The organism is Cystobacter fuscus (assembly GCF_002305875.1).
Classification (GTDB): domain Bacteria; phylum Myxococcota; class Myxococcia; order Myxococcales; family Myxococcaceae; genus Cystobacter; species Cystobacter fuscus_A.
In genome coordinates this window covers 9,658,421-9,678,049 of the sequence record NZ_CP022098.1, presented here as the reverse complement: position 1 = coordinate 9,678,049, position 19,629 = coordinate 9,658,421, and the positions used below count along the sequence as shown (strand labels likewise).

Genomic DNA, 19,629 nt, shown 5'->3' with positions numbered 1-19,629 from the left:
CGGAGCAAAAGGCCAAGCAAGGTATGTCGAAGAAGCGAGTTCACGAGATTGCCAAGGAGCTCAAGGACCACGGGGTCGAGCTCGACAACAAAGAGGTCGTGACCGAGCTCGTCGCGCTCGGCTACGACGTCAAGAGCCACTCGTCCTCGCTCGAGGACGATCAGGCCACCTCCGCCGTGCAGCGGATCCTCGACAAGCGCAAGCCGAAGCAGGCCGCCGCGCCCGTGGCGGCCAAGGGCTTCGTGGTGCGCCGCAAGGCCCCGTCGAACGCGCCCTCCGCCGAGCAGCCCGACGAGGCACCCGCCTCCGCGGCTCCGACCGCTTCCGTCGACCTGCCGCGTGAGGTCACCGAGCCGGCCGCCACCGAGGCCGCCGCCGCCGTGGTGGTCGCGCCTCCCGAGCCCCCTCGCGCCGAGGCCCCGCCCATCGCCGCCCCCGTGGCGGAGAGCCCGGCCGCGCCCGCTCCGGCCGTGACCGCGCCGGTGTCGGCCGCCCCGGAGGCTCCCGCCCCGGTGGCCGCGCCGCCGCCTCCTCCGCCTGCTCCTGTCGCCGAGGCCCCCCGGGCCGAGGCCGCCGCCCCGGCTCCCGCCGAGGCGCCCCGCGTCGAGACGCCGGCCCCCGTGGCGGCCGCGACGCCTTCCACCCCTGCTGCCCCGCAGCCTCCCGTCGCCGCCGCCGAGGCGCCCCGGGCGGTGGAGCCCCCTCGGGCTCCGACCCCAGCCCCCGCCGCCTCGCGGCCGGCATCCTCTTTCAAGGAGTCACCCCACTTGCCTACCCGTCCGCCGCCTTCGGCGGTTCCGCCCGCTGTCCGGACGCCTTCGCATCCCTCTTCTGGACCCCAGCGGTCCTCTTCCTCGGGAGGACCCGGCATGTCGGGCTCTGGCCGTCCGGGTGGACCCGGTGGTCAGGGTGGCCGTCCGGGTGGACCCGGTGGTCAGGGTGGTCGTCCGGGTGGACCCGGTGGTCAGGGTGGCCGTCCGGGTGGACCCGGTGGTCAGGGTGGCCGTCCGGGTGGCCCTGGCCAGTACCAGCGCGGTGGGCCGAGCCAGTACCAGCGCAGTGGCCCGTCCTCGGCGCCGGTGCGTCCTTCGTCTCCGGGCACTCCGGTGGGCGCCCAGGGGGCTCCTCCCGCTGGCGGGGCGACGCCTGCGTCGCCGACCCACATGGTGGGCGGTGTTCCCCACCAGCAGGTCGCGCAGGATCCGCGTTCGCTGCGTCCCACGGCCACCCAGGCCGTCGTCATCTCGCGCCCGCTCATCCAGGTGCGCCGCGTCACGCCCACCACGAGCGCGGGCCGGCAGTACCCCATGGCGCCCGGCAAGAGCGCCATCGGTGAGAAGCGCGAGTACAAGGTCGTTCCGGACCACCTGGGCCGGGGCCGCGAGCTCGTCGACGTCTCCAAGAACAAGGAGAAGGAGAAGGCAGGCGGGCGTGGCAAGAAGGGCGCTCCGGGCACCGAGGGCGGCATCTCCAAGCAGGAGATGACGGACCTGGTGTGGGGCCGCGTCACCATCCCCGTCCGGGGCAAGAAGAAGAAGCCCACGAAGAAGGGCGCCAAGACGCAGATCACCCAGATGGCCGAGGAGAAGAAGGTCATCAAGATCCAGGAGGGCATCAGCGTGTCCGACCTGGGCCAGCGCATGGGTGTGCGCACCAACGAGCTCATCAAGAAGCTCATGGGCCTGGGCAAGATGGCCACGGCCAACCAGGTCATCGACGCGGAGACCACCGAGCTGCTCGCCACCGACTACGGCTGGCGCGTGGAGAAGGCGGGCTTCGAGGTCGAGGACTTCCTGCCCGAGGTCCAGGTGCGCCCCGAGGACGAGCGTCCGCGTCCGCCGGTCGTCACCGTCATGGGCCACGTCGACCACGGCAAGACGAGCCTGCTCGACGCCATCCGCGCCGCCAACGTGGCCGCGGGCGAGGCCGGTGGCATCACCCAGCACATCGGCGCCTACTCGGTGAAGACGTCGCGCGGCGACATCACCTTCCTCGACACGCCGGGCCACGAGGCCTTCACGGCCATGCGCGCCCGCGGCGCCAACGTGACGGACATCGTGGTGCTGGTGGTGGCCGCCGATGACGGCGTGATGCCCCAGACGATCGAGTCCATCAAGCAGGCCAAGGCCGCCGAGGTGCCCATCGTCGTCGCCATCAACAAGATGGACGTGCCGGGCGCCAACCCGGACCGCGTGAAGAAGGACCTGGCCAACCACGAGCTCACTCCGGAAGAGTGGGGCGGCGAGACCATCATGGTCCCCGTGTCGGCCAAGCAGAAGATGGGCATCGACCTGCTGCTGGAGAACATCGCGCTGCAGGCCGAGGTGCTCGAGCTCACGAGCAACCCGTCGCGTCCGGCGGTGGGCGCCATCATCGAGGCCAAGCTGGAGAAGGGCCGCGGTCCCGTGGCCACCGTGCTGGTGCAGGAGGGCACGCTCAAGGTGGGCGACGCCGTCGTCACCGGCACCCACTTCGGCCGCGTGCGCGCCATGAACAACAGCCGTGGCGAGGCCGTGAAGGAAGTGCTCCCGGGCTACTCGGCGGAGGTCATCGGTCTGTCCGGTGTCCCCACCGCCGGCGAGACGCTCAACGCCGTGGCGGACGAGAAGGCCGCCAAGGAGATCGCCACCCACCGCGCCATGAAGGGCCGGGAGGCGGAGCTGGGCAAGGCCAACACCCGCGAGACGCTCGAGCAGCTCTTCGCCAAGACGAAGGCGGGTGGCGGTCCCAAGGAACTGCGGCTCGTCATCAAGGCGGACGTGCAGGGCTCGGCCGAGGCCGTCAAGGAAGCGGTGCAGAAGCTGTCCACGCACAAGGTCCGGGTGGAGATCATCCACGCGGGCGTGGGCGCCATGACCGAGGGCGACGTGATGCGCGCGGCCGCCTCCAAGGGCATGGTGGTGGGCTTCAACGTGAAGCCCGAGTCCGGCACCGAGGCCGCCGCCAAGGCCCAGGAAGTGACGCTGGAGACCTACGGCATCATCTACGAGCTCATCGACGGTGTCCGGAAGTCCATGGAGGACCTCCTCGAGCCCATCCGCACCGAGCGCAAGCTGGGCCGTGCGGAGGTGCGCAACACCTTCAACGTGCCGAAGCTGGGCACCATCGCCGGTGCGGCGGTGCTCGATGGCGTCATGAAGCGTGGCGCCTTCATCCGCCTGCTGCGCGACAGCAAGCAGATGTACTCGGGGAAGATGGCCTCGCTGCGACGCTTCAAGGACGACGTGAAGGAAGTCGCCCAGGGCTTCGAGTGCGGTATCGGCATCGAGAACTACAGCGATCTCAAGCCCGGCGACATCATCGAGGCCTACGAGATCGAGGAGACGCGGCCGAGCCTGAGCTAGTCCCGCTCGGGGTCGTCGTGCTCCACCACCGGGATTGCTCCCGGTGGCCCGCCCCTCGTGGCGCGGTCACCGGGACGAGGGGCGTTGAGTCATGTTCGTGGGTGTCGCGCGGTTGACCCTCCAGATTCCGGAAAGTGGCTCCCTCAAGGCCAAACGACAGGTCCTCCGCCGGGTAACGGATCGCTTGAAGGCCCGCTTCAACGTGGCCGTGGCCGAGGTGGATGATCAGGATTTGTGGCAGAAGGCCACGCTCGGGCTGACGGTGGTGGGCAACGACCGTCGCCACGTCGACGAGCAGATGGAGAAGGTCATCCACTTCGTCGAGGAAATGTACGTCGCTCCCCTCATCTCCCGTCAGACGGAGATCATGGGCTTTGGCGACACGCTCTACACCCCCACGCGCTCCGCGTCCGCCGCACGGGACGAGGAGGCCGAGGAGGCGGGCGGGTTCGACGGGGATGGAGACGAGGCGGGGCCAGAGGCGGACCTGGAGGAACTCATCGCCGGCATGGGCCGGGGAGACCGCTCCATGGCCGAAGCCGAGGGCATGGTGGACTGGGAGCGTCGGCCCGGTAAACGGGAGGGCGGACAGCCGAGCGTCACCCCGGAACGGCGGGGCTCGCTGTCCGAGGACGAGGTCCGGGCGCGTGCCCGGAGCCTGCGCAATCCGAGGGAGTGGGAGAAGAAATGAGTACGAGCAATCGGCCGGAGCGCGTGGGACAGGAGATCCAGGCCGCCATGGGGAGGATGCTCACCCGGGGCGAGCTGAAGGATCCGCGCATTGGCTACATCACCATCACCGGCGTCAAGGTGTCGCCGGACCTGAAGACCGCGCGCATCTACTACTCGATGATGGGCAGCGAGCAGGAGCGCAAGGAGACCCACAAGGGGCTCGAGGCGGCCAAGGGCTTCATCCGCCGGCAGATCACCGAGGCGGTGAACATGCGGGTGTCGCCCGAAGTATTCTTCACCTTCGACGAGTCGTTGGAGCGGGGTGACCGCATCGAGCGGCTGCTGCGCGAGATGAAGGAGAAGGAAGGTGGGTAGTTGAGCATGGACGGCGTGCTGGTCATCGACAAGCCCAAGGGCCCCACGTCGTTCGACGTGGTTCGACAGGTACGTGGTCTGCTCCGGGTGAAGAAGGTGGGCCATACCGGCACGCTGGATCCCATGGCGACCGGGGTGCTGCCCCTGTGCCTGGGGGAAGCCACCAAGGTGGCGGGCTTCATCACCGAGGGCGACAAGGCCTATGACGCCGTGGTGCGCCTGGGCGCGGAGACGGACACGCAGGACGCCGAGGGCAAGGTGGTCGCCGAGGCGCCCGTGCCCCCGCTCACCGCCTCGTTGCTCGAGGACGTGCTCGGCCGCTTCCGGGGCACCTTCGAGCAGGTGCCGCCCATGTATTCGGCGGTGAAGGTGGGCGGCAAGCGGCTGTACGAGCTGGCCCGCGCGGGTGAGGAGGTGGAGCGCGCCAGCCGCCAGGTGACGGTGTACGAGCTGGTGCTGCGCGACTTCAACGCCACCCAGCTGCGCCTGTCCGTGCGCTGCTCCAAGGGTTTCTTCGTGCGCACGCTCGCCTATGACCTGGGCCGGGCGCTCGGCTGCGGAGCCCATCTGGAGGCGCTGCGGCGCACCGCGAGCGGGCCCTTCTCCCTCACCCACGCGCTCCCCCTGGCGGACGTGCCCGCGCTGGTGCGCGAGCCCGAGGCCCTGGTGCGGCGCCTGTTGCCCGTGTCCGAGGCGCTCGTGGACCTGCCCGCGGTGCTGGTGAGCGCGGCGGACGCGGAGCGGGTGTCCCATGGGGTGCCCGTCGAGGCCCCCTCGCATCCGGGCCGGGTGCGCGTGGTGGGACCCTCGGGCGTGCTGCTCGCGGTGGCCGAGGTGGTCCGCGGCCGGCTGCGCTACCTGCGTGTGCTCGTCTAGCGTGGCCCGGGCGCTCGACGTCAACGTGGTGATTCCCCCGCCCCTGCGCCCCCTCTTCGAGGGCCGCCGCGAGGTGAGCCTCGGCGTGCCCGGCGATGCCGGCGTGGGCGACGTGCTCGAGACCCTGCTCTCGCTCTACCCCCGGCTGCGCCAGCACCTCGCCGGGGACAGGCCCGCCACGGGCGGCTCCTACGTGCACCTGGCCCTGGACTCCCATTCCCTCGAGGAACTCGCCCTGGGGGGAACGGGACTGTCGACTGGACGGCGGCTCCACCTCTTCCTGTTGTCGCGTCCCCCTCCGAGCGGTCCCTCGGGCGCTTAAGGTTGACCGCTCATCCGGGCGACGCTTATAAGCGCCCGGTTTATTAGAAGAAGGAGACCCGGTCTGTACCCCTCCGCGGACCGTGGCGACCGCAGTACCTCACTCCGGAGCGGGCAGAGAAGCGAAGGAATCACATGTCGGCATTGCATCAGGACCGCAAGGCAGAGGTCGTCTCGAAGTACCGCACCCACGAGACCGACACGGGCTCCCCCGAGGTGCAGGTGGCGCTGCTCTCCGAGCGCATCACCATGCTCACCGAGCACTTCAAGACGCACAAGAAGGACCACCACTCCCGCCGCGGTCTGCTCAAGCTGGTCGGTCAGCGTCGCCGCCTGCTCGACTACCTGCGCAGCAAGGACGCCAACCGCTACAAGAAGCTCATCGAGGGCCTCGGCATCCGCAAGTAGGCCTTGAAAAACCCGGGGCGCTGGCATGAGCCGGCGCCCCGAGTTGTTGTAAGCGCTCAAGAAGGACGGTGGAGACGAGACGGATGTTTTGGTTTTCGTTCGGACGGGCCGACCGCTGAAGTCACCCTTCAGCCAGGTGGGCCCGCGCGAGCAGGGATCAAAACTCCGGCGTATCCCTCCGGCGCTTCCGAGGCGCCCCACCGCAGTACACAGTCGCGGTTGTCTTTCCGTGCCTGGTTCCAGGCCTGGCGACCGCATCCACCCCACCGGCCTCTACAGCGAGGTGCGTGGACCCTGGTCTTCCTTCGCGAGGACGGGGCGCGCGCGGCTCGGGGGGCCACCAGACAGTCACAAGGCAAGACGGACTATGCACCTGAAGAAGAGCGTCAAGATTGGCGAGGCCGAGCTGAGCATCGAGACGGGCCACCTGGCCAAGCAGGCCGATGGCGCCGTGGTGGTTCGCTACGGCGACACCATGCTGCTCGTCACCGCGGTGAGCGCGCGTGAGAAGAAGGACGTGGACTTCCTCCCGCTCACGGTGGAGTTCCAGGAGAAGCTGTACGCGGCCGGCCGCATCCCCGGCAGCTACTTCAAGCGCGAGGGGCGCCTCACGGAGAAGGAGACGCTGGCCAGCCGCATCGTCGACCGCTCCATGCGTCCGCTCTTCCCCGAGGGCTACGCCTACGAGACCCAGGTCATCGCGAGCGTCATCTCCTCGGACCCCGAGCACGAGGCGGACGTGCACGGCATCACCGGCGCCTCCGCGGCGCTGTGGGTGTCGGACATCCCCTTCAACGGTCCCATCGCCGGCATCCGCGTGGGCCGCGTGGGCGGCAAGCTCGTGGCCAACCCCACCGCCAAGCAGCGTGAGCAGTCGGACATGGACATCGTCCTGGCCGTCAGCCGCGAGGCCATCGTGATGGTGGAGGGTGGCGCCGAGGAGGTGAGCGAGGCGGACATGGTGGCCGCGCTCGAGTTCGGCAAGCAGTCCGCCCAGCCCGCCCTGGATCTCCAGGACGAGCTGCGCCGCGCGCTCAACAAGACCGAGCGCTCCTACGAGCGCATCCCCGCGGTGGCCGAGGAGCTCAAGGCCAAGGTGCGCGCGCTGGCCTGGGACGGCATCGTCCAGGGCTACACCATCAAGGAGAAGCACGCGCGCTACGACTCGCTCTCCAAGGCCAAGAAGGAGGCCGTGGCGAAGCTCAAGGAGCAGCTCGCCGAGGGCTTCACCCCGCAGGTGGAGAAGCACGCCAAGCAGGTGGTGGAGGACCTCAAGTACGAGCACATGCGCACGCTCACCGTGGACGGCGGCCGCATCGGTGGCCGTGGCCACGCCGAAGTGCGTCACATCGCCTGTGAGGTGGGCGTGCTCCCGCGCACCCACGGCAGCGCGCTCTTCACCCGTGGCGAGACGCAGGCGCTCGTCATCACCACGCTGGGCACCACCGAGGACGAGCAGCGCCTGGAGCTGCTCAACGGCCAGTCCTTCAAGAAGTTCATGCTGCACTACAACTTCCCGCCCTTCAGCGTGAACGAGACCAAGCCCCTGCGCGGCCCTGGCCGTCGCGAGGTGGGTCACGGCGCCCTGGCCGAGCGCGCCCTGCGCAACATGATGCCCGCGAGCGATCGCTTCCCGTACACCATCCGCCTGGTGTCGGAGATCCTCGAGTCCAACGGCTCGTCCTCCATGGCCTCCGTGTGCGGCGGCACCCTGGCGCTCATGGACGCGGGCGTGCCCATCAAGGCGCCCGTGGCCGGCATCGCCATGGGCCTCGTGAAGGAGGGCGACAAGGTCGCCATCCTCTCGGACATCCTCGGTGACGAGGACCACCTGGGCGACATGGACTTCAAGGTGTGCGGCACCGCCCAGGGCATCACCTCCATCCAGATGGACATCAAGATCACCGGCCTCACCACGGAGATCATGAGCCGCGCGCTGGAGCAGGCGCGTCAGGGCCGTCTGCACATCCTCGGCGAGATGCTCAAGACGATGGCCGAGCCGCGCAAGGAGATCAGCGCCTACGCGCCGCGCATCACCACGCTGCAGATCCGCCCCGAGTTCATCAAGAACGTCATCGGGCCGGGCGGCAAGGTCATCAAGGACATCATCGCCCGCACGGGGACCGTCATCAACATCGACGACTCGGGCCGCGTGGACATCGCCAGCTCCAACGTGGACTCGGTCAAGTCGGCCATCGCGATGATCCAGGCGCTCACGCGCGAGGCGGAGATCGGCAAGATCTACACGGGCACGGTGCGCAAGATCGCCGAGTTCGGCGCCTTCGTGGAGCTGTTCCCCGGCACCGACGGCCTCATCCACATCTCCGAGCTGTCCGACAAGCGCGTCAAGAGCGTCTCGGACATCCTCAAGGAGGGCGATGAGGTGCTCGTGAAGGTCGTCAGCATCGACAAGACGGGCAAGATCCGCCTGTCTCGCAAGGAGGCCATGGCCGAGCGCGCCGCCGCCCAGCAGGGCAGTGTTCCCGCCGCCGCTCCCGTCGAGGCTACCGCCTCCACCTCCGAGGCCACCCAGCCCGGCGCCAAGGCCTGAGCCGGTGTGATTCCTCCGCCCCGCGTCCGCCGCGGGGTGCCGTGAGGTGACAGACGCCCTCTCTCCGCTCCGGCGGGGGAGGGCGTCTTGTTTCGCGGGCATTGTTGGTGGGACAAACCTTCCGGCGGGGCTGGTGCGTTGATGCGTGGGCCCCTCGTCTGGAGCGTCCCGTGTCCCAGGTCTCGTTGACCGCGTTCTCGCGCTTCCTCGGCCTCTTCCGGTGGGCCTTCATGCCGCTGGGACTGCTGGCGCTCATCGCCGTGGGCGTCCATGCCGCGGCGGACACGCTCGATGATCGGCTGCTGACCCTGGTGGATGGGGCCGACGCCGCGTTCGATCAGCTCGTCAGCCGCCATTCCCTCACCGAGCCCCTCGTGGACCTGCTCTCGCTGGAGCGCCGCACGCTGCTCGCGCGCGTCCTCGCCCTCGTCTGGGAGCTCTCCGCGGACGTGGTGCTCGCGCTGCCCGCGCTCGGCTACCGCGAGGGGCCCTCCGAATCGAAGGGAGACTCGTGGCGCGGGGTGTTCAAGCGCTGCCTGCGCGCCCCCACCACCCTGCGGTGGATCCGCCCCCTGGCCACCGCGCTCGTCGTCGTGGCCGGCGCCTGTGTCGTGGCGCGGCTCGTCCAGGGGACGGTGTACCTCTCGTGGCGCGAGCTGCTGGGTGAGCCGGTGGCGGATGGGGTGGCCCGGGTCCTCGCGCTCGCGGCGCTCGGAGGGCTCCTGTGGCGGTTGGGCGCGCGCGCGGTGCTCCGCAATCTCCAGCACGCCGATGCGGCCTCCGCGGAACATGCACGGGGCTTCCTCCGCGCCCTCTCCCATGGGCTGCCCGGCTCCGCGGTGGTGCTTCCCCTGGCGCTCGCCGCCGCCCTCGATGCCACCTCCCTGCACTCCTTCCTGCGCTGAGGAGCGGCCCCGCCCATGTTCTCGCGCCCCACCCGCGGCCTGCTCGACTTCTCCCTGGCCGTCCTCTGTCTGTGGACCGCCTGGCACCACACGCCCGCGGGCGCCCTGGTCCGGCGCGGCACGGCCTGGGCGCTCGGCCGCTCGAGCACCGCCCGGCCCCTGCTCTCCTACTACGAGGGCACGGGGGGCGCCGTGGTGCCCGAGTTCCCTCCCGGCTCTCCATCGAGCCCCCTTCCGCCCCTCGTGGGAGCTACTCCCGTGCTCGTCTCCGGGGCTCCTCCGCTCGCCCAGGGCACCTTCCTCGCGCTCAAGGGCCTTCCGGCCGAGGCCCGTGCGCCCGTCCATGCGCTCGCGGGTGAGCTGGGGCTGGCTCCCGGCGTGTTGCTGGATGAGGCCCGAGGTCCCGAGGCCGTCCGGCGATTGCTCGAGGCCCTGGCCCCGGAGTTCCCCGAGGAGGAGGTTCGTCTCGCCGCTCTCTTCGCGGGCCCCATCCCCACCCGCTACGCGCTGGCTCGCGTGACGGCCGAGGGCGGGACGCCGAGCCTGGAACACCTCGCCCGGCACTGGCCCTCGGGTCTCGAGGCGGCCACGGGGGCCGCGGCCCAGGCGCTCGCGCTCGCCACGGCGTTCGGGCTCGCCTGGCCCGTGCCCGAGCACACCCCGGTCTCCAGTCCCTTCGGTTATCGCCTCCACCCCGTGCTGGGCACGCGCAAGCTGCACACGGGGGTGGACCTCGTCGTGCGCGAGGGCTCCGAGGTGCTCGCGGTGGCCGAGGGCAGGGTGCGCCGCGCGAGCGAGGACGCCGTGAATGGTCGCGTGCTCATCATCGACCATGGACGCGGGGTGACGACGGCCTACTGCCACAATTCGGAGCTGCTGGTGCGTCCGGGTGAGCGGGTGGCGCGTGGTGCGCTCATCGCCCGCTCGGGCAACACCGGACGCTCCACCGGGCCGCACCTGCACTATCAACTCGCCCTGTCCTCCCAGCCGGTGGATCCCCTGCGCTTCCGTACCCGCTCCCGGCCGCCACCGCTCGCGGGGACGGCGGGCGAGCCCTGACCTGGAACTCGCTTGCTCCGAGGGGCGTGTTACAGCGTCGGCGATGACCTCGCCGATCGTCGTGCGGGTTCGCCGGGTGCGGACCCACCCGGAGCCCCTGCCCCTGCCTCGCTACGAGACGGCGTTCGCCGCCGGAATGGACCTGCGCGCGGACATCGAGGGCGAGTTGACGCTCGGGCCGCTCGAGCGGGCGGCGATCCCCACCGGGCTGGCCATCGCGCTGCCTCCGGGGTTCGAGGCGCAGCTGAGGCCCCGCTCGGGACTCGCGCTGCGTCATGGCCTCACCCTGTTGAACTCGCCCGGTACGGTGGACGCGGACTACCGGGGGGAGGTGCAGGTGGTGCTGGTGAATCTTTCCTCGCACCCCTTCACCGTGAAGCGAGGCGAGCGCATCGCACAGCTCGTGGTGGCGCCCGTGTCACGCGCTTCTCTCGTGGAATGGGAAGAGCTGGACTCCACCGAGCGAGGTGAAGGCGGCTTCGGCTCCACGGGCCGCTGACAGCGGCGTTCCTTGCTCCCCCTTGTCGCGGCGCGGTAAGAGATCTCCGGGTAAAACCGGGAGGACCCCCTCTCCCCACCTGCCCTCCACCTCCCCCGGAGTTGAACCGTTTTGCTCTGTCAACGCTGCGGCAGCCCTGTCCCCGACAACAGCGCGTCCTGCACCACCTGTGGGCTGAAGCTCGCGGGGGCCTCGGCGGGAGCGGCTCCGCGTCGTCGCACGGCGACGGTGGAAGCCCCCTACAAGCCCGGTGACACCTTCGCCCGGCGCTACGCCATTCGCGAGGTGATCGGCCCGGGCCCGGTGGGCCATGTGTTCCGCGCGCAGGACCTGGAGATGGACGTCGAGGTCGCGCTCAAGATCATCAACCCCCGTCTGGTGCAGATGCAGGAGGAGCGCACCCAGTTCTCGCTGGCGCTGCGCGCGGGCAAGAAGCTCACCCATCCGCATCACATGCGCGTGTACGAGGAGGGTGAGGATCGCAACCGGCCCTTCTTCACCACGCAGCTGCTGGAGGAGGGCACGACGCTGCGGCGCAAGCTCGAGCAGCGCGTGTCCCAGGGGCAGCGCTTCTCGCTCAAGGAGGTGGAGGCGCTGCTGGTGCAGCTCGCCGAGGCGCTGGACAGCGCCCACCGCTACGGGCCGCACTCGGATCTCAAGCCGGAGAACATCTTCCTGCTGCCGGATCAGCTCAAGGTGACGGACTACGGTCTGGCCCTGGGCATCCCGCGCCTGCCCTACATCCAGGCCCAGAAGGCGTGGAAGATGGGGTGCTACCTGGCTCCCGAGTACTTCGAGGGAGGGGAGCTGGACACGCGCATGGATCTCTATGCGCTGGGCATCATCGTGGGCGAGATGCTCACGGGGCAGACACCCGAGGAGGACGAGGTGTCCGAGCTGCTCGCCTACGAGGCCGATCTGCCCTCGGGCATCGAGGCCCTCTACCGGCGCGCCACCAACGCCAACCCGCTCGCGCGCCCGAAGTCCGCGGGCGAGTTCCTCTCCGACTTCACCGCGGCGCTCTCCTCGCGTCCGCGGCCGGCGGCGGTGAGGCCCCAGGGCCCCGGCCGCTCCAAGGCCCGGCAACAGGTGCCCTTCAGCCTCACCGCCGAGCTGGCCACGGCGGCCCCGCGCCCCAACTCGCTGCCCCCGCCCGTGCCCACCTCGGAGCTGCCCGCGCTCGGGCCGCCCACCGTGCAGGTGCCGACCGTCGGCCACGGCCCCCCTTCCGATGCCGACGAGGATGACACGGCGGTGGACGAGGCGCCGAAGCCGACGCAGGAGGCTCCCGTCTCGGAGCGCACCACGCTCGAGCTTCCCCAGGTGTCGGTGACCGAGGAGATCGTCCCGCCGGACGCCACCCAGAAGCTGGATTCCGAGGCCCTCGCGGCGCTCATGGACACGGCCCAGTCGCCCGCTCCGAGCGCGGCTCCCGCTCCGGCCCCGAAGGCCCGCGCGCAGCCCGCCGCGCGCGCCGAGCCCCGGCCTCCGGCGAAGGCCGCCGCTCCGTCGAGCCGGGCCGCCACGCGCACGGATCCCGTGATTCCGGTGGCCCGCCCCTCGCTCCTGTCCCGGCTGTGGATGCCGCTGCTGGCGGTGGGTGGACTGGGTCTGGGCGCGATGGCGGGCTACGGCCTGTTGAAGTGGCGTCAGGCGTCCCAGGCTCCCGCCGCGCCGGTGGCGGGTGCGCCCTCCATGGCGGCTCCCCGGGAGCAAGCGGGGGCGGATCCGCTGCTGCCCGCGAGCGAGTGTCCGAAGGGGATGCGCCGGGTGAGCGGGGGCACCTTCAAGATGGGCAAGGAGACGGCCGAGGAGGGGACCGCCGCCGAGCCGCTGCTCATGCCCCGGCAGGTGGCGACCTTCTGCATCGACGAGTTCGAGTTCCCCAACCAGGCGGGAGCCGTTCCCCGGGTGGACGTGACGTGGGAGGAGGCGCGGGCCGAGTGCGCCGGGCTCGGCAAGCGCCTGTGCACCGAGGACGAGTGGGAGAAGGCCTGCAAGGGGCCGGGCAGTCTGCGCTACCCCTACGGTGCCACCTTCGATGCCCAGGGGTGCAACACGCAGGGCAACGCCGGGGAGCCGGCCGCCTCGGGTTCGTTCGCCCGCTGCCGCTCGGGGTATGGGGTGGCGGACATGTCGGGCAACGTGGCGGAGTGGACCTCGTCGTCCATGGGAGGCGCCGATCGGGTGCAGAAGGGCGGGGCGTTCGATCGCCAGCAGCCCTCGGTGCGCTGCTCGGCGCGGTTGAGCGCGGAACCCGATTCGGGCTCCGCGTCGGTGGGGTTTCGCTGTTGCAAGGGGGAGCCGTGATGAGCCGGTGGGCGATGCTGCTGTGGTGGGCGTGGTGGGTGCCCTGGGTGGCCGTCGCCGCGGAGCCGGCGCGTCCCCGGGCGGTGGTGGTGAAGTCCGCGGCGCTCGCGCCCTACGCCTCGGTGATGGCGGGCTTTGGCGCCGAGGTGCGCGCCGAGGTGGTGGAGGTGACGCTGGAGGACAGTGCCCAGGCGGCCTCGCGCGCCTTCCAGCGCATCGCCGCGCAGAAGCCGGCGCTGGTGCTGGCCATCGGCCCGCTGGCGGCCAACACCGCGCGTCGCTCGCTGGGCAAGGATGTGCCCGTGCTCTTCGCCATGGTGCCCTACTACGAGAAGTATGGCCTGGAGGGGCCCAACCTCACCGGCATCGCGCTCACCAGCGACTTCCAACCCGAGCTGTCCGCCCTCAAGGCCGTGTCTCCCACGGTGAAGCGGGTGGGCATCCTGCATGACGCGCGCTTCTCCTCCGGCAGCGTGGCGGTGGCGCGCACCGCCGCGGAGCCGCTCGGCCTCACCATCGTGCCCCTGGACACGGATGCCGAGTCCAAGGTGGAGAAGGTGCTCGCCGGCGCGAAGGACAAGGTGGACGCCCTGCTCATGGTGGCCGACAAGACGGTGGGCAACGCCTCCGTCGTGCAGCAGCTCATCGCCTTCGCCACCGCCCAGCGCCTGCCGCTGGTGGGCCTCACCCCGAGCCAGGTGCGCGAGGGCGCCACGCTGGCGCTCTCGCCCAGTCCCACGGCCATCGGCCAGCAGGCGGGGCGGCTGGCCAACCGCATCATCCACGAGAAGGTCGACCCCGGAGCGCTCGCCGTGGCACAACCCGAGGGCTTGGATCTGGCCATCAACCTCTCCGCCGCCGGCAAGGTGCAGGGCTCCAAGAACGTGGTCCTGGACCTGCTGCGCTTCGCCGCCAGGAGAGACTTCCCCGTGAGGGTTTTCGAGTGATTCCCCGCTATAGCCGCAAGGAGATGTCTTCCCTCTGGACCGACGTGGCCCGTCTGCGCCGCTGGCGCGACGTGGAGCTCGCCGCGCTGGAGGGCATGGTGCAGGGTGGCATCGCGCCGCGCGAGGCGCTGGAGGACTGCCTGGCCCGCGCCGGTGACTTCACCGAGGCGGATGCCGCGCGCATCGAGGAGATCGAGCGCACCACCAAGCACGACGTCATCGCGTTCCTCACCTTCATGGAGGAGCGCATCGGGCCGAGCGCGCGCTGGCTGCACCTGGGGATGACGTCCTCGGACGTGCTGGACACGGCGCTGGGCATGTCGCTGCGCGACGCGGCGGGCCTCATCCTCCAGGGGGTGGAGCGGGCCATGGCCGCGGTGGAGAAGCGCGCCTTCGAGCACGCGCGCACGGTGATGATGGGCCGCAGCCACGGCATCCACGCCGAGCCCATCACCTTCGGGCACAAGCTGGCCATCTGGTACGACGAGCTGCGCCGCGCGAGGACGCGCATCGAGCGGGCCCGGGACGTGGTCTCCGTGGGGATGATTTCCGGCGCGGTGGGCACGTTCGCGCACCTGCCTCCGTCGGTGGAGGTGTTCGCCTGCCAGAAGCTGGGCCTCACGCCCGCGCCGGCCTCCAGTCAGATCATCCAGCGCGACAGGCACGCCGAGTACTTCTCCGCGCTGGCGCTCCTGGGCTCGACCCTGGAGAAGTTCGCGGTGGAGATCCGCCACCTGCAGCGCACCGAGGTGGGCGAGGCCGAGGAGCCCTTCACCGCGGGTCAGAAGGGCTCGAGCGCGATGCCTCACAAGCGCAACCCCATCCTCTCGGAGAACCTGTCGGGGCTGGCGAGGCTGTTGCGTGGCTACGCGCTGAGCGCGCTGGAGGACGTGGCGCTCTGGCACGAGCGCGACATCTCCCACTCGTCGGTGGAGCGGGTGATCGCCCCGGATGCCACCATCGTGGCGGACTTCATGCTGCACCGCTTCTCCGGGCTGATGGAGAACCTGCGCGTCTATCCGGAGCGGATGCAGAAGAACCTGGAGCAGCTCGGCGGGGTGGTGAACTCCCAGCGCATCCTCCTGGAGCTGGCGCGCAAGGGCATGGACCGCCAGGCCGCCTACGTCATCGTCCAGCGCAACGCCATGCGCATGTTCGAGCAGGGCGTGCCCTTCCGTCAGGCGCTGCTGCAGGACAAGGATTTGCTCGCGGTGATGACGCCGGCGGAGATCGAGGACTGCTTCTCGGCCGGCTATCACCTCAAGCACGTGGACGACATCTTCCAGCGCGTGTTCGGGCGCCGCGCGTAAGAGGCGCGGCGGCCCGGGGGGCTCACTTCAGGTAGCCGCGCGCCGCGAGGTTCTTCTCGATGCGCGCGTGCACGTCGCCCGGCTCCAGCGTGAGCGGCGTGCCGGTGAGCTGCGCATAGGCCGCGAGGTACTTCTCCGCGAGCGACACGCGCACGTCGTCCGGAATGGCGGGCGGCGTGCCGTGGCCCTGGAAGCCGCGCTCGCGGATGAGCCACTGGCGGATGTTCTCCTTGTCCAGCATCCGCTGATCCTCGCCCTTGGCGAAGCGAGCCTCGTACTCGTCGGCCACCCAGTAGCGGCTCGAGTCCGGGGTGTGGATCTCGTCGATGACGTACAGGTCATCGCCCACCTTGCCGAACTCGTACTTGGTGTCCACGAGGATGAGGCCACGCGTGCGCGCCCACTTCTGGCCCTCGAGGAACAGTCCGCGTGCCGCCTCGGTGATGCGTGCCCAGTCCCGAGTGCCCACCAGGCCCCGCTCGAGGATCTCCTTCTCGGAGATGGGCTCGTCGTGCTGGCCATACTGCGCCTTGGTGGAGGGCGTGAAGATGGGCTCGGGGAAGGCCTCGTCCTTGCGCATGCCTTCCGGGAAGGCCACCCCGTAGGCGGTGTGCGTGCCCTTCTGCACGTCGCGCCACAGGCTGCCGGTGAGGTAGCCGCGCACGACGACTTCCACCGCGAAGGGCTGGCAGGCGCGCGCGACGATCACGTTCGGATCCGGCATGTCCAGCACGTGGTTGGGCACGATGTGGCGCGTGCGCTCGAACCAGAAGTGGGCCAGGCGGTTGAGCACCTCGCCCTTGAAGGGGATGGTGGTCAGCACGTGATCGAACGCGGACAGACGATCCGAGGTGACCAGGACGAGCCGGTCCCCCTGGCGGTAGGTGTCACGCACCTTGCCCTGGTAGTGCTCGCCGAGCGAAGGCAGGTGGACGCGCCCGAGCGTCTGGGTGAGCTGGGCGTGGAGTGCGGAGGTAGTCACGAGAGAAGCGCCTCGGCCCCGTGAAGTGGGGCACAGAAAGAGGCGCGGACTCTACTGGACCGTGCCCGGCAGGGAAGCGGGACCGTACGCCGCCGCCATGTACAGGAACGCGGGGTTGATGCGCAGGATGCCGTCCACGTAGGCGGCCGCGTAGGGCGCGCTCGACGCCCGATCCACCTGCACCACGCCCGTGGGATTCACCTTCCAGTGGGCGAGCAGCGTGCGCGCCACCAGCTCGGCCGCCTCGCGCTCGGACAGACCCTGGAAGCTCTCGCGGCGATCCTCCTGCCAGCGCTCGCCCGTCCGCCCATCGAAGTTCAACTGCAGGGGGGCCCCCGCGTCGGGCGCCTGCAACAGATCCGTGCGCCCCTCGATGCCCGGGGCCGCCACCAGCTCCCCGTTCAGGGTGATGGGGAAGAGCATGGAGGACTGCGCGGCCTGGCCCGCTTCCAACTGCGACAGGCGCGCCACCTCCCGGTACAGCTCCAGGCGGATGGAGGGGCTCTCGAACTCCAGCAGCTCGGGCGAGCTGGTGAGCGCCTGTCGGGCACCCAGGGAAGCGCGCACGGGGGCACTCCCGACGCCACAACCCGTCAGGACCACGAGAGAGAGGAGCAGGCCAGCGACCCAGCGACGCATCATGGGGGAATATACCGATGCGGCTCTGACACGGAAAGCTAAACTCGGAGGCATGCTCCCGGCAGAGAACTTGACGGTTGTCCTCCACCAGACGCGATCACCCGAGAACATGGGAGCCGTGGCTCGGGTGATGGCCAACTTCGGTTTCTCGCGGCTCATCCTGTCGGATCCCGCCACCTACTCCTTCCGGGGCGCCGAGCGGCTCGCCGTGAAGGGTGGGGCGGTGCTGGAGGGCATGGCCGTGGCACAGAACCTGCCCGAGGCCCTCAAGGACTGCGTGTACGCGATTGGCACCACGTCTCGCACCCAGATCGAGGGACGTGTCGCCCTCACTCCGGAGGAGGCGGCGGCGCGGCTGGCGGATCAGAGCCGGCGGGGAAGGGTGGCGCTGGTGCTGGGGGGTGAGCAGCGGGGGCTGTCCAACGAGGAGCTGGCGTTCTGCTCGGACTTCCTCGTCATTCCCACCAGCGAGGTGCAGCCCTCGATGAACCTGGCGCAGGCGGCGGCGGTGCTGCTCTACCTGTGCTCGCGCGAGGGCCGGGGCGCGCCCGAGCGGGCGGCGGAGCCGGCGCCGGAATACCAGGGGGCGCGCATGGGCACGGTGAGCGCGCTGGGCGAGCGGATGCGCGAGGTGTTGCTGCGCGCGCAGTTCCTCAACCCGCAGGCGCCGGAGCACGTGCTGCGCGAGCTGGAGCGGAGTCTGTTGCGAGCGGAACTCACCCAGCGCGAGGCGGAGCTGTGGCTCACGGCCTTCAAGCACGTGGGGAGGATGATGGGCGGGGGCAAGGGCCCTTCCGAGCAGGAAGCGCCCTCGCGAGGCCCGCGCCGGAACGCCTAGGCCGCGGCGGCGGTCTTGTAGGTCTCGGCGTAGTGCTTGGCGCACAGACCGCCCTTGTCGGTCTTCGTGCGGCACTCCGCCTTGGAGCAGGTGCGGTAGCGCGAGTGGGGCAGCTCGCCCTGGCGCCACTTCTTGAAGTGGAAGAAGCAGTAGCTCTTGGCGCGGTAGGGGCGCTTGCAACCCTCGACGGTGCAGGCCTTCTTGCCCCCGCCCTTGGCCGTGCGCGGCCAGCTCTTCAGGGTGGTCTTCTGTGCTTCAGGCATGACAGCTCCTCAATGCAACGCAGCGAAAATCGTGCGGAAAGGAGCCTCGTGTAGCTCTGGCCGCCGCGGAACGCAAGGAGGCAGGCGGGGACGCGGGCGCCCCCCTCCGCCTTCCAGCTCAGGGCGAGCCCGCCTTCTTGCCCGCCTGTCCGGAGCCCCCCGTCCCCTCGTTCTCCGCGGGTTGGACGTGCTTGGACGGCGCCGAGAGGACGGCCGTGGCGGGCACCGTCTCGCCTGGCTGCTCCTCCAGTCGCACCCGCATCTTCAGGGGCTGCACTCCCCGGCGCACGTGCAGCATCACCCGGCCGCCCACGCCCCGGGCCGCCACCTGCCAGCGCAGGTTGTGGGCCCGCTCCACGTGCAGCGTGTCCAGTCCCTCGATGACGTCGCCCACCTGCAGGCCGGCGCGCGCGGCGGGTCCTCCATCCGCCACCTCCGACACCACCACGCCCCGGGGGTGTCCCAGCCCGTAGGCCTCGACGACGTCCGGGGTGCAGTCCTGCACGGACACGCCCATCCAGCCCCGGCGCACCCGTCCGTACTTCTGCAGGTGCGGCAGCACCGCCTTGGCGATGTCCACGGGGATGGCGAAGCCGATGCCCTGGCCCGCCACGTTCACGGCGTTGGCGATCGCCACCACCTCCCCATTCAGGTCCAACACCGGCCCTCCCGAGTTGCCCGGGTTGATGGAGGCGTCCACCTGCATGTAGTCGAAGTCGCCATCGCGCCCGTTGGGCGTCACGTCCGTGCGGCCCTTGGCGCTCACCACGCCCGCCGTCACCGAGTGCGTCAGTCCGAACGGGTTGCCAATCACCATCACCCAGTCGCCCACCTCCACCCGCGAGGCCGACGACAGCTTGAGCACGGGCAGCTTGCGCGGGGCGTGGATCCTCAGCAGCGCCGAGTCCGTGCGCGTGTCCTCGCCCACGAGCTGCGCCGGGTACTCCTCCGCGTAGCCCGCCGGCGACAGCACCGAGATGCTGATGTCCTGCGCGCCCTCGACGACGTGCGCGCTGGTGAGGATGAAGCCGTCGGGGTGGATGATGAGGCCCGAGCCGATGCCCTTCTGTGTCTCTCCCTCGGCGCCGGGCGTGGGGTTGGGCTGGCGCGTGGTGATGGAGACCACCGCGGGCATGGCCGCTCGCGCCACCTCGCTGAGCGCCGAGCGTTGCTCTCGTACCGAGCGTTGCCTGGCTTCCACCCACAGCCTGCCCGCTTGTGCGCTCGGGCTCGCCCAGGCCGGCGCGCTCAACAACACGGCCAGCGTGAGCCCCGTCCACCACCGTTGACCCGCCATCATCCCCGCCTCTCCCCAGACCGCCTTCTGACA

At 70.4% G+C, this 19,629-nt stretch carries 18 protein-coding genes; 14 read left to right on the top strand and 4 right to left on the bottom strand.

The features are described from left to right. Positions 1-23: 23 nt before the first annotated feature. The 13 genes from infB (at position 24) to purB (ending at position 15,577) form a co-directional block, all read left to right on the top strand. The gene (gene infB / locus CYFUS_RS39130; protein ID WP_095989829.1) at positions 24-3,344 is read left to right on the top strand and encodes a translation initiation factor IF-2; all 3,321 of its coding nucleotides are present in this window, start codon (positions 24-26) and stop codon (positions 3,342-3,344) included. Positions 3,345-3,435: 91 nt separating this feature from the next. Continuing rightward, positions 3,436-4,035 carry a DUF503 domain-containing protein gene (locus CYFUS_RS39125; protein WP_095989828.1) on the top strand — a complete coding sequence of 200 codons (600 nt, stop codon included), beginning with the start codon at positions 3,436-3,438 and terminating at the stop codon, positions 4,033-4,035. Further along, positions 4,032-4,391, top strand: a complete 360-nt coding sequence (rbfA, locus tag CYFUS_RS39120; protein ID WP_095989827.1) for a 30S ribosome-binding factor RbfA — start codon at positions 4,032-4,034, stop codon at positions 4,389-4,391. Before CYFUS_RS39125 ends, rbfA begins: the two co-directional genes overlap by 4 nt. 6 nt (positions 4,392-4,397) lie before the next feature. Further along, positions 4,398-5,267, top strand: a complete 870-nt coding sequence (truB, locus tag CYFUS_RS39115; protein WP_095992500.1) for a tRNA pseudouridine(55) synthase TruB — start codon at positions 4,398-4,400, stop codon at positions 5,265-5,267. Then, positions 5,254-5,589, top strand: coding sequence for a MoaD/ThiS family protein (locus CYFUS_RS39110; RefSeq protein WP_232537071.1), 336 nt, complete (start codon positions 5,254-5,256; stop codon positions 5,587-5,589). Before truB ends, CYFUS_RS39110 begins: the two co-directional genes overlap by 14 nt. A 134-nt stretch (positions 5,590-5,723) precedes the next feature. Next, positions 5,724-5,996 (top strand): 30S ribosomal protein S15, encoded by a 273-nt coding sequence (gene rpsO / locus CYFUS_RS39105; protein WP_095989825.1) that lies wholly within the window; start codon positions 5,724-5,726, stop codon positions 5,994-5,996. A gap of 367 nt (positions 5,997-6,363) precedes the next feature. Then, entirely contained in the window at positions 6,364-8,547 is a 2,184-nt protein-coding gene (gene pnp, locus CYFUS_RS39100; protein ID WP_095989824.1) for a polyribonucleotide nucleotidyltransferase, read from the top strand. Between the two features lie 170 nt (positions 8,548-8,717). After that, positions 8,718-9,452 (top strand): hypothetical protein, encoded by a 735-nt coding sequence (locus CYFUS_RS39095; RefSeq protein WP_095989823.1) that lies wholly within the window; start codon positions 8,718-8,720, stop codon positions 9,450-9,452. Positions 9,453-9,467: 15 nt separating this feature from the next. After that, positions 9,468-10,511 carry a M23 family metallopeptidase gene (locus CYFUS_RS39090; RefSeq protein ID WP_095989822.1) on the top strand — a complete coding sequence of 348 codons (1,044 nt, stop codon included), beginning with the start codon at positions 9,468-9,470 and terminating at the stop codon, positions 10,509-10,511. A 43-nt stretch (positions 10,512-10,554) separates the two neighbouring features. After that, a complete protein-coding gene (dut, locus tag CYFUS_RS39085) occupies positions 10,555-11,010 on the top strand; it encodes a dUTP diphosphatase (RefSeq protein WP_095989821.1) in 456 nt (151 codons plus the stop codon). A gap of 111 nt (positions 11,011-11,121) precedes the next feature. After that, positions 11,122-13,320: a bifunctional serine/threonine-protein kinase/formylglycine-generating enzyme family protein gene (locus tag CYFUS_RS39080; protein WP_095989820.1), complete on the top strand. Its 2,199-nt coding sequence runs from the start codon at positions 11,122-11,124 to the stop codon at positions 13,318-13,320. After that, positions 13,320-14,267, top strand: coding sequence for an ABC transporter substrate-binding protein (locus tag CYFUS_RS39075; RefSeq protein WP_095989819.1), 948 nt, complete (start codon positions 13,320-13,322; stop codon positions 14,265-14,267). The genes CYFUS_RS39080 and CYFUS_RS39075 overlap by 1 nt, the downstream gene beginning before the upstream one ends. After that, complete coding sequence (gene purB / locus CYFUS_RS39070; protein ID WP_095989818.1) at positions 14,264-15,577, top strand: adenylosuccinate lyase; 1,314 nt, start codon at positions 14,264-14,266, stop codon at positions 15,575-15,577. The genes CYFUS_RS39075 and purB overlap by 4 nt, the downstream gene beginning before the upstream one ends. Positions 15,578-15,599: 22 nt before the next feature. On the opposite strand, the gene CYFUS_RS39065 is transcribed toward purB, so the two are convergent. After that, the gene (locus CYFUS_RS39065; RefSeq protein ID WP_095989817.1) at positions 15,600-16,559 is read right to left on the bottom strand and encodes a phosphoribosylaminoimidazolesuccinocarboxamide synthase; all 960 of its coding nucleotides are present in this window, start codon (positions 16,557-16,559) and stop codon (positions 15,600-15,602) included. Between the two features lie 51 nt (positions 16,560-16,610). Beyond that, positions 16,611-17,126 (bottom strand): hypothetical protein, encoded by a 516-nt coding sequence (locus CYFUS_RS39060; RefSeq protein ID WP_232537070.1) that lies wholly within the window; start codon positions 17,124-17,126, stop codon positions 16,611-16,613. Between the two features lie 124 nt (positions 17,127-17,250). On the opposite strand from CYFUS_RS39060, the gene CYFUS_RS39055 reads away from it, so the two are divergent. Continuing rightward, complete coding sequence (locus CYFUS_RS39055; RefSeq protein ID WP_095989816.1) at positions 17,251-18,036, top strand: RNA methyltransferase; 786 nt, start codon at positions 17,251-17,253, stop codon at positions 18,034-18,036. On the opposite strand, the gene CYFUS_RS39050 is transcribed toward CYFUS_RS39055, so the two are convergent. Both CYFUS_RS39050 and CYFUS_RS39045 read right to left on the bottom strand, forming a co-directional pair. Then, positions 18,033-18,299, bottom strand: a complete 267-nt coding sequence (locus CYFUS_RS39050; protein ID WP_095989815.1) for a vegetative protein — start codon at positions 18,297-18,299, stop codon at positions 18,033-18,035. The genes CYFUS_RS39055 and CYFUS_RS39050 overlap by 4 nt on opposite strands. A 118-nt stretch (positions 18,300-18,417) precedes the next feature. Then, a complete protein-coding gene (locus CYFUS_RS39045; RefSeq protein ID WP_420042663.1) occupies positions 18,418-19,599 on the bottom strand; it encodes a S1C family serine protease in 1,182 nt (393 codons plus the stop codon). Between the last annotated feature and the right edge of the window lie 30 nt (positions 19,600-19,629).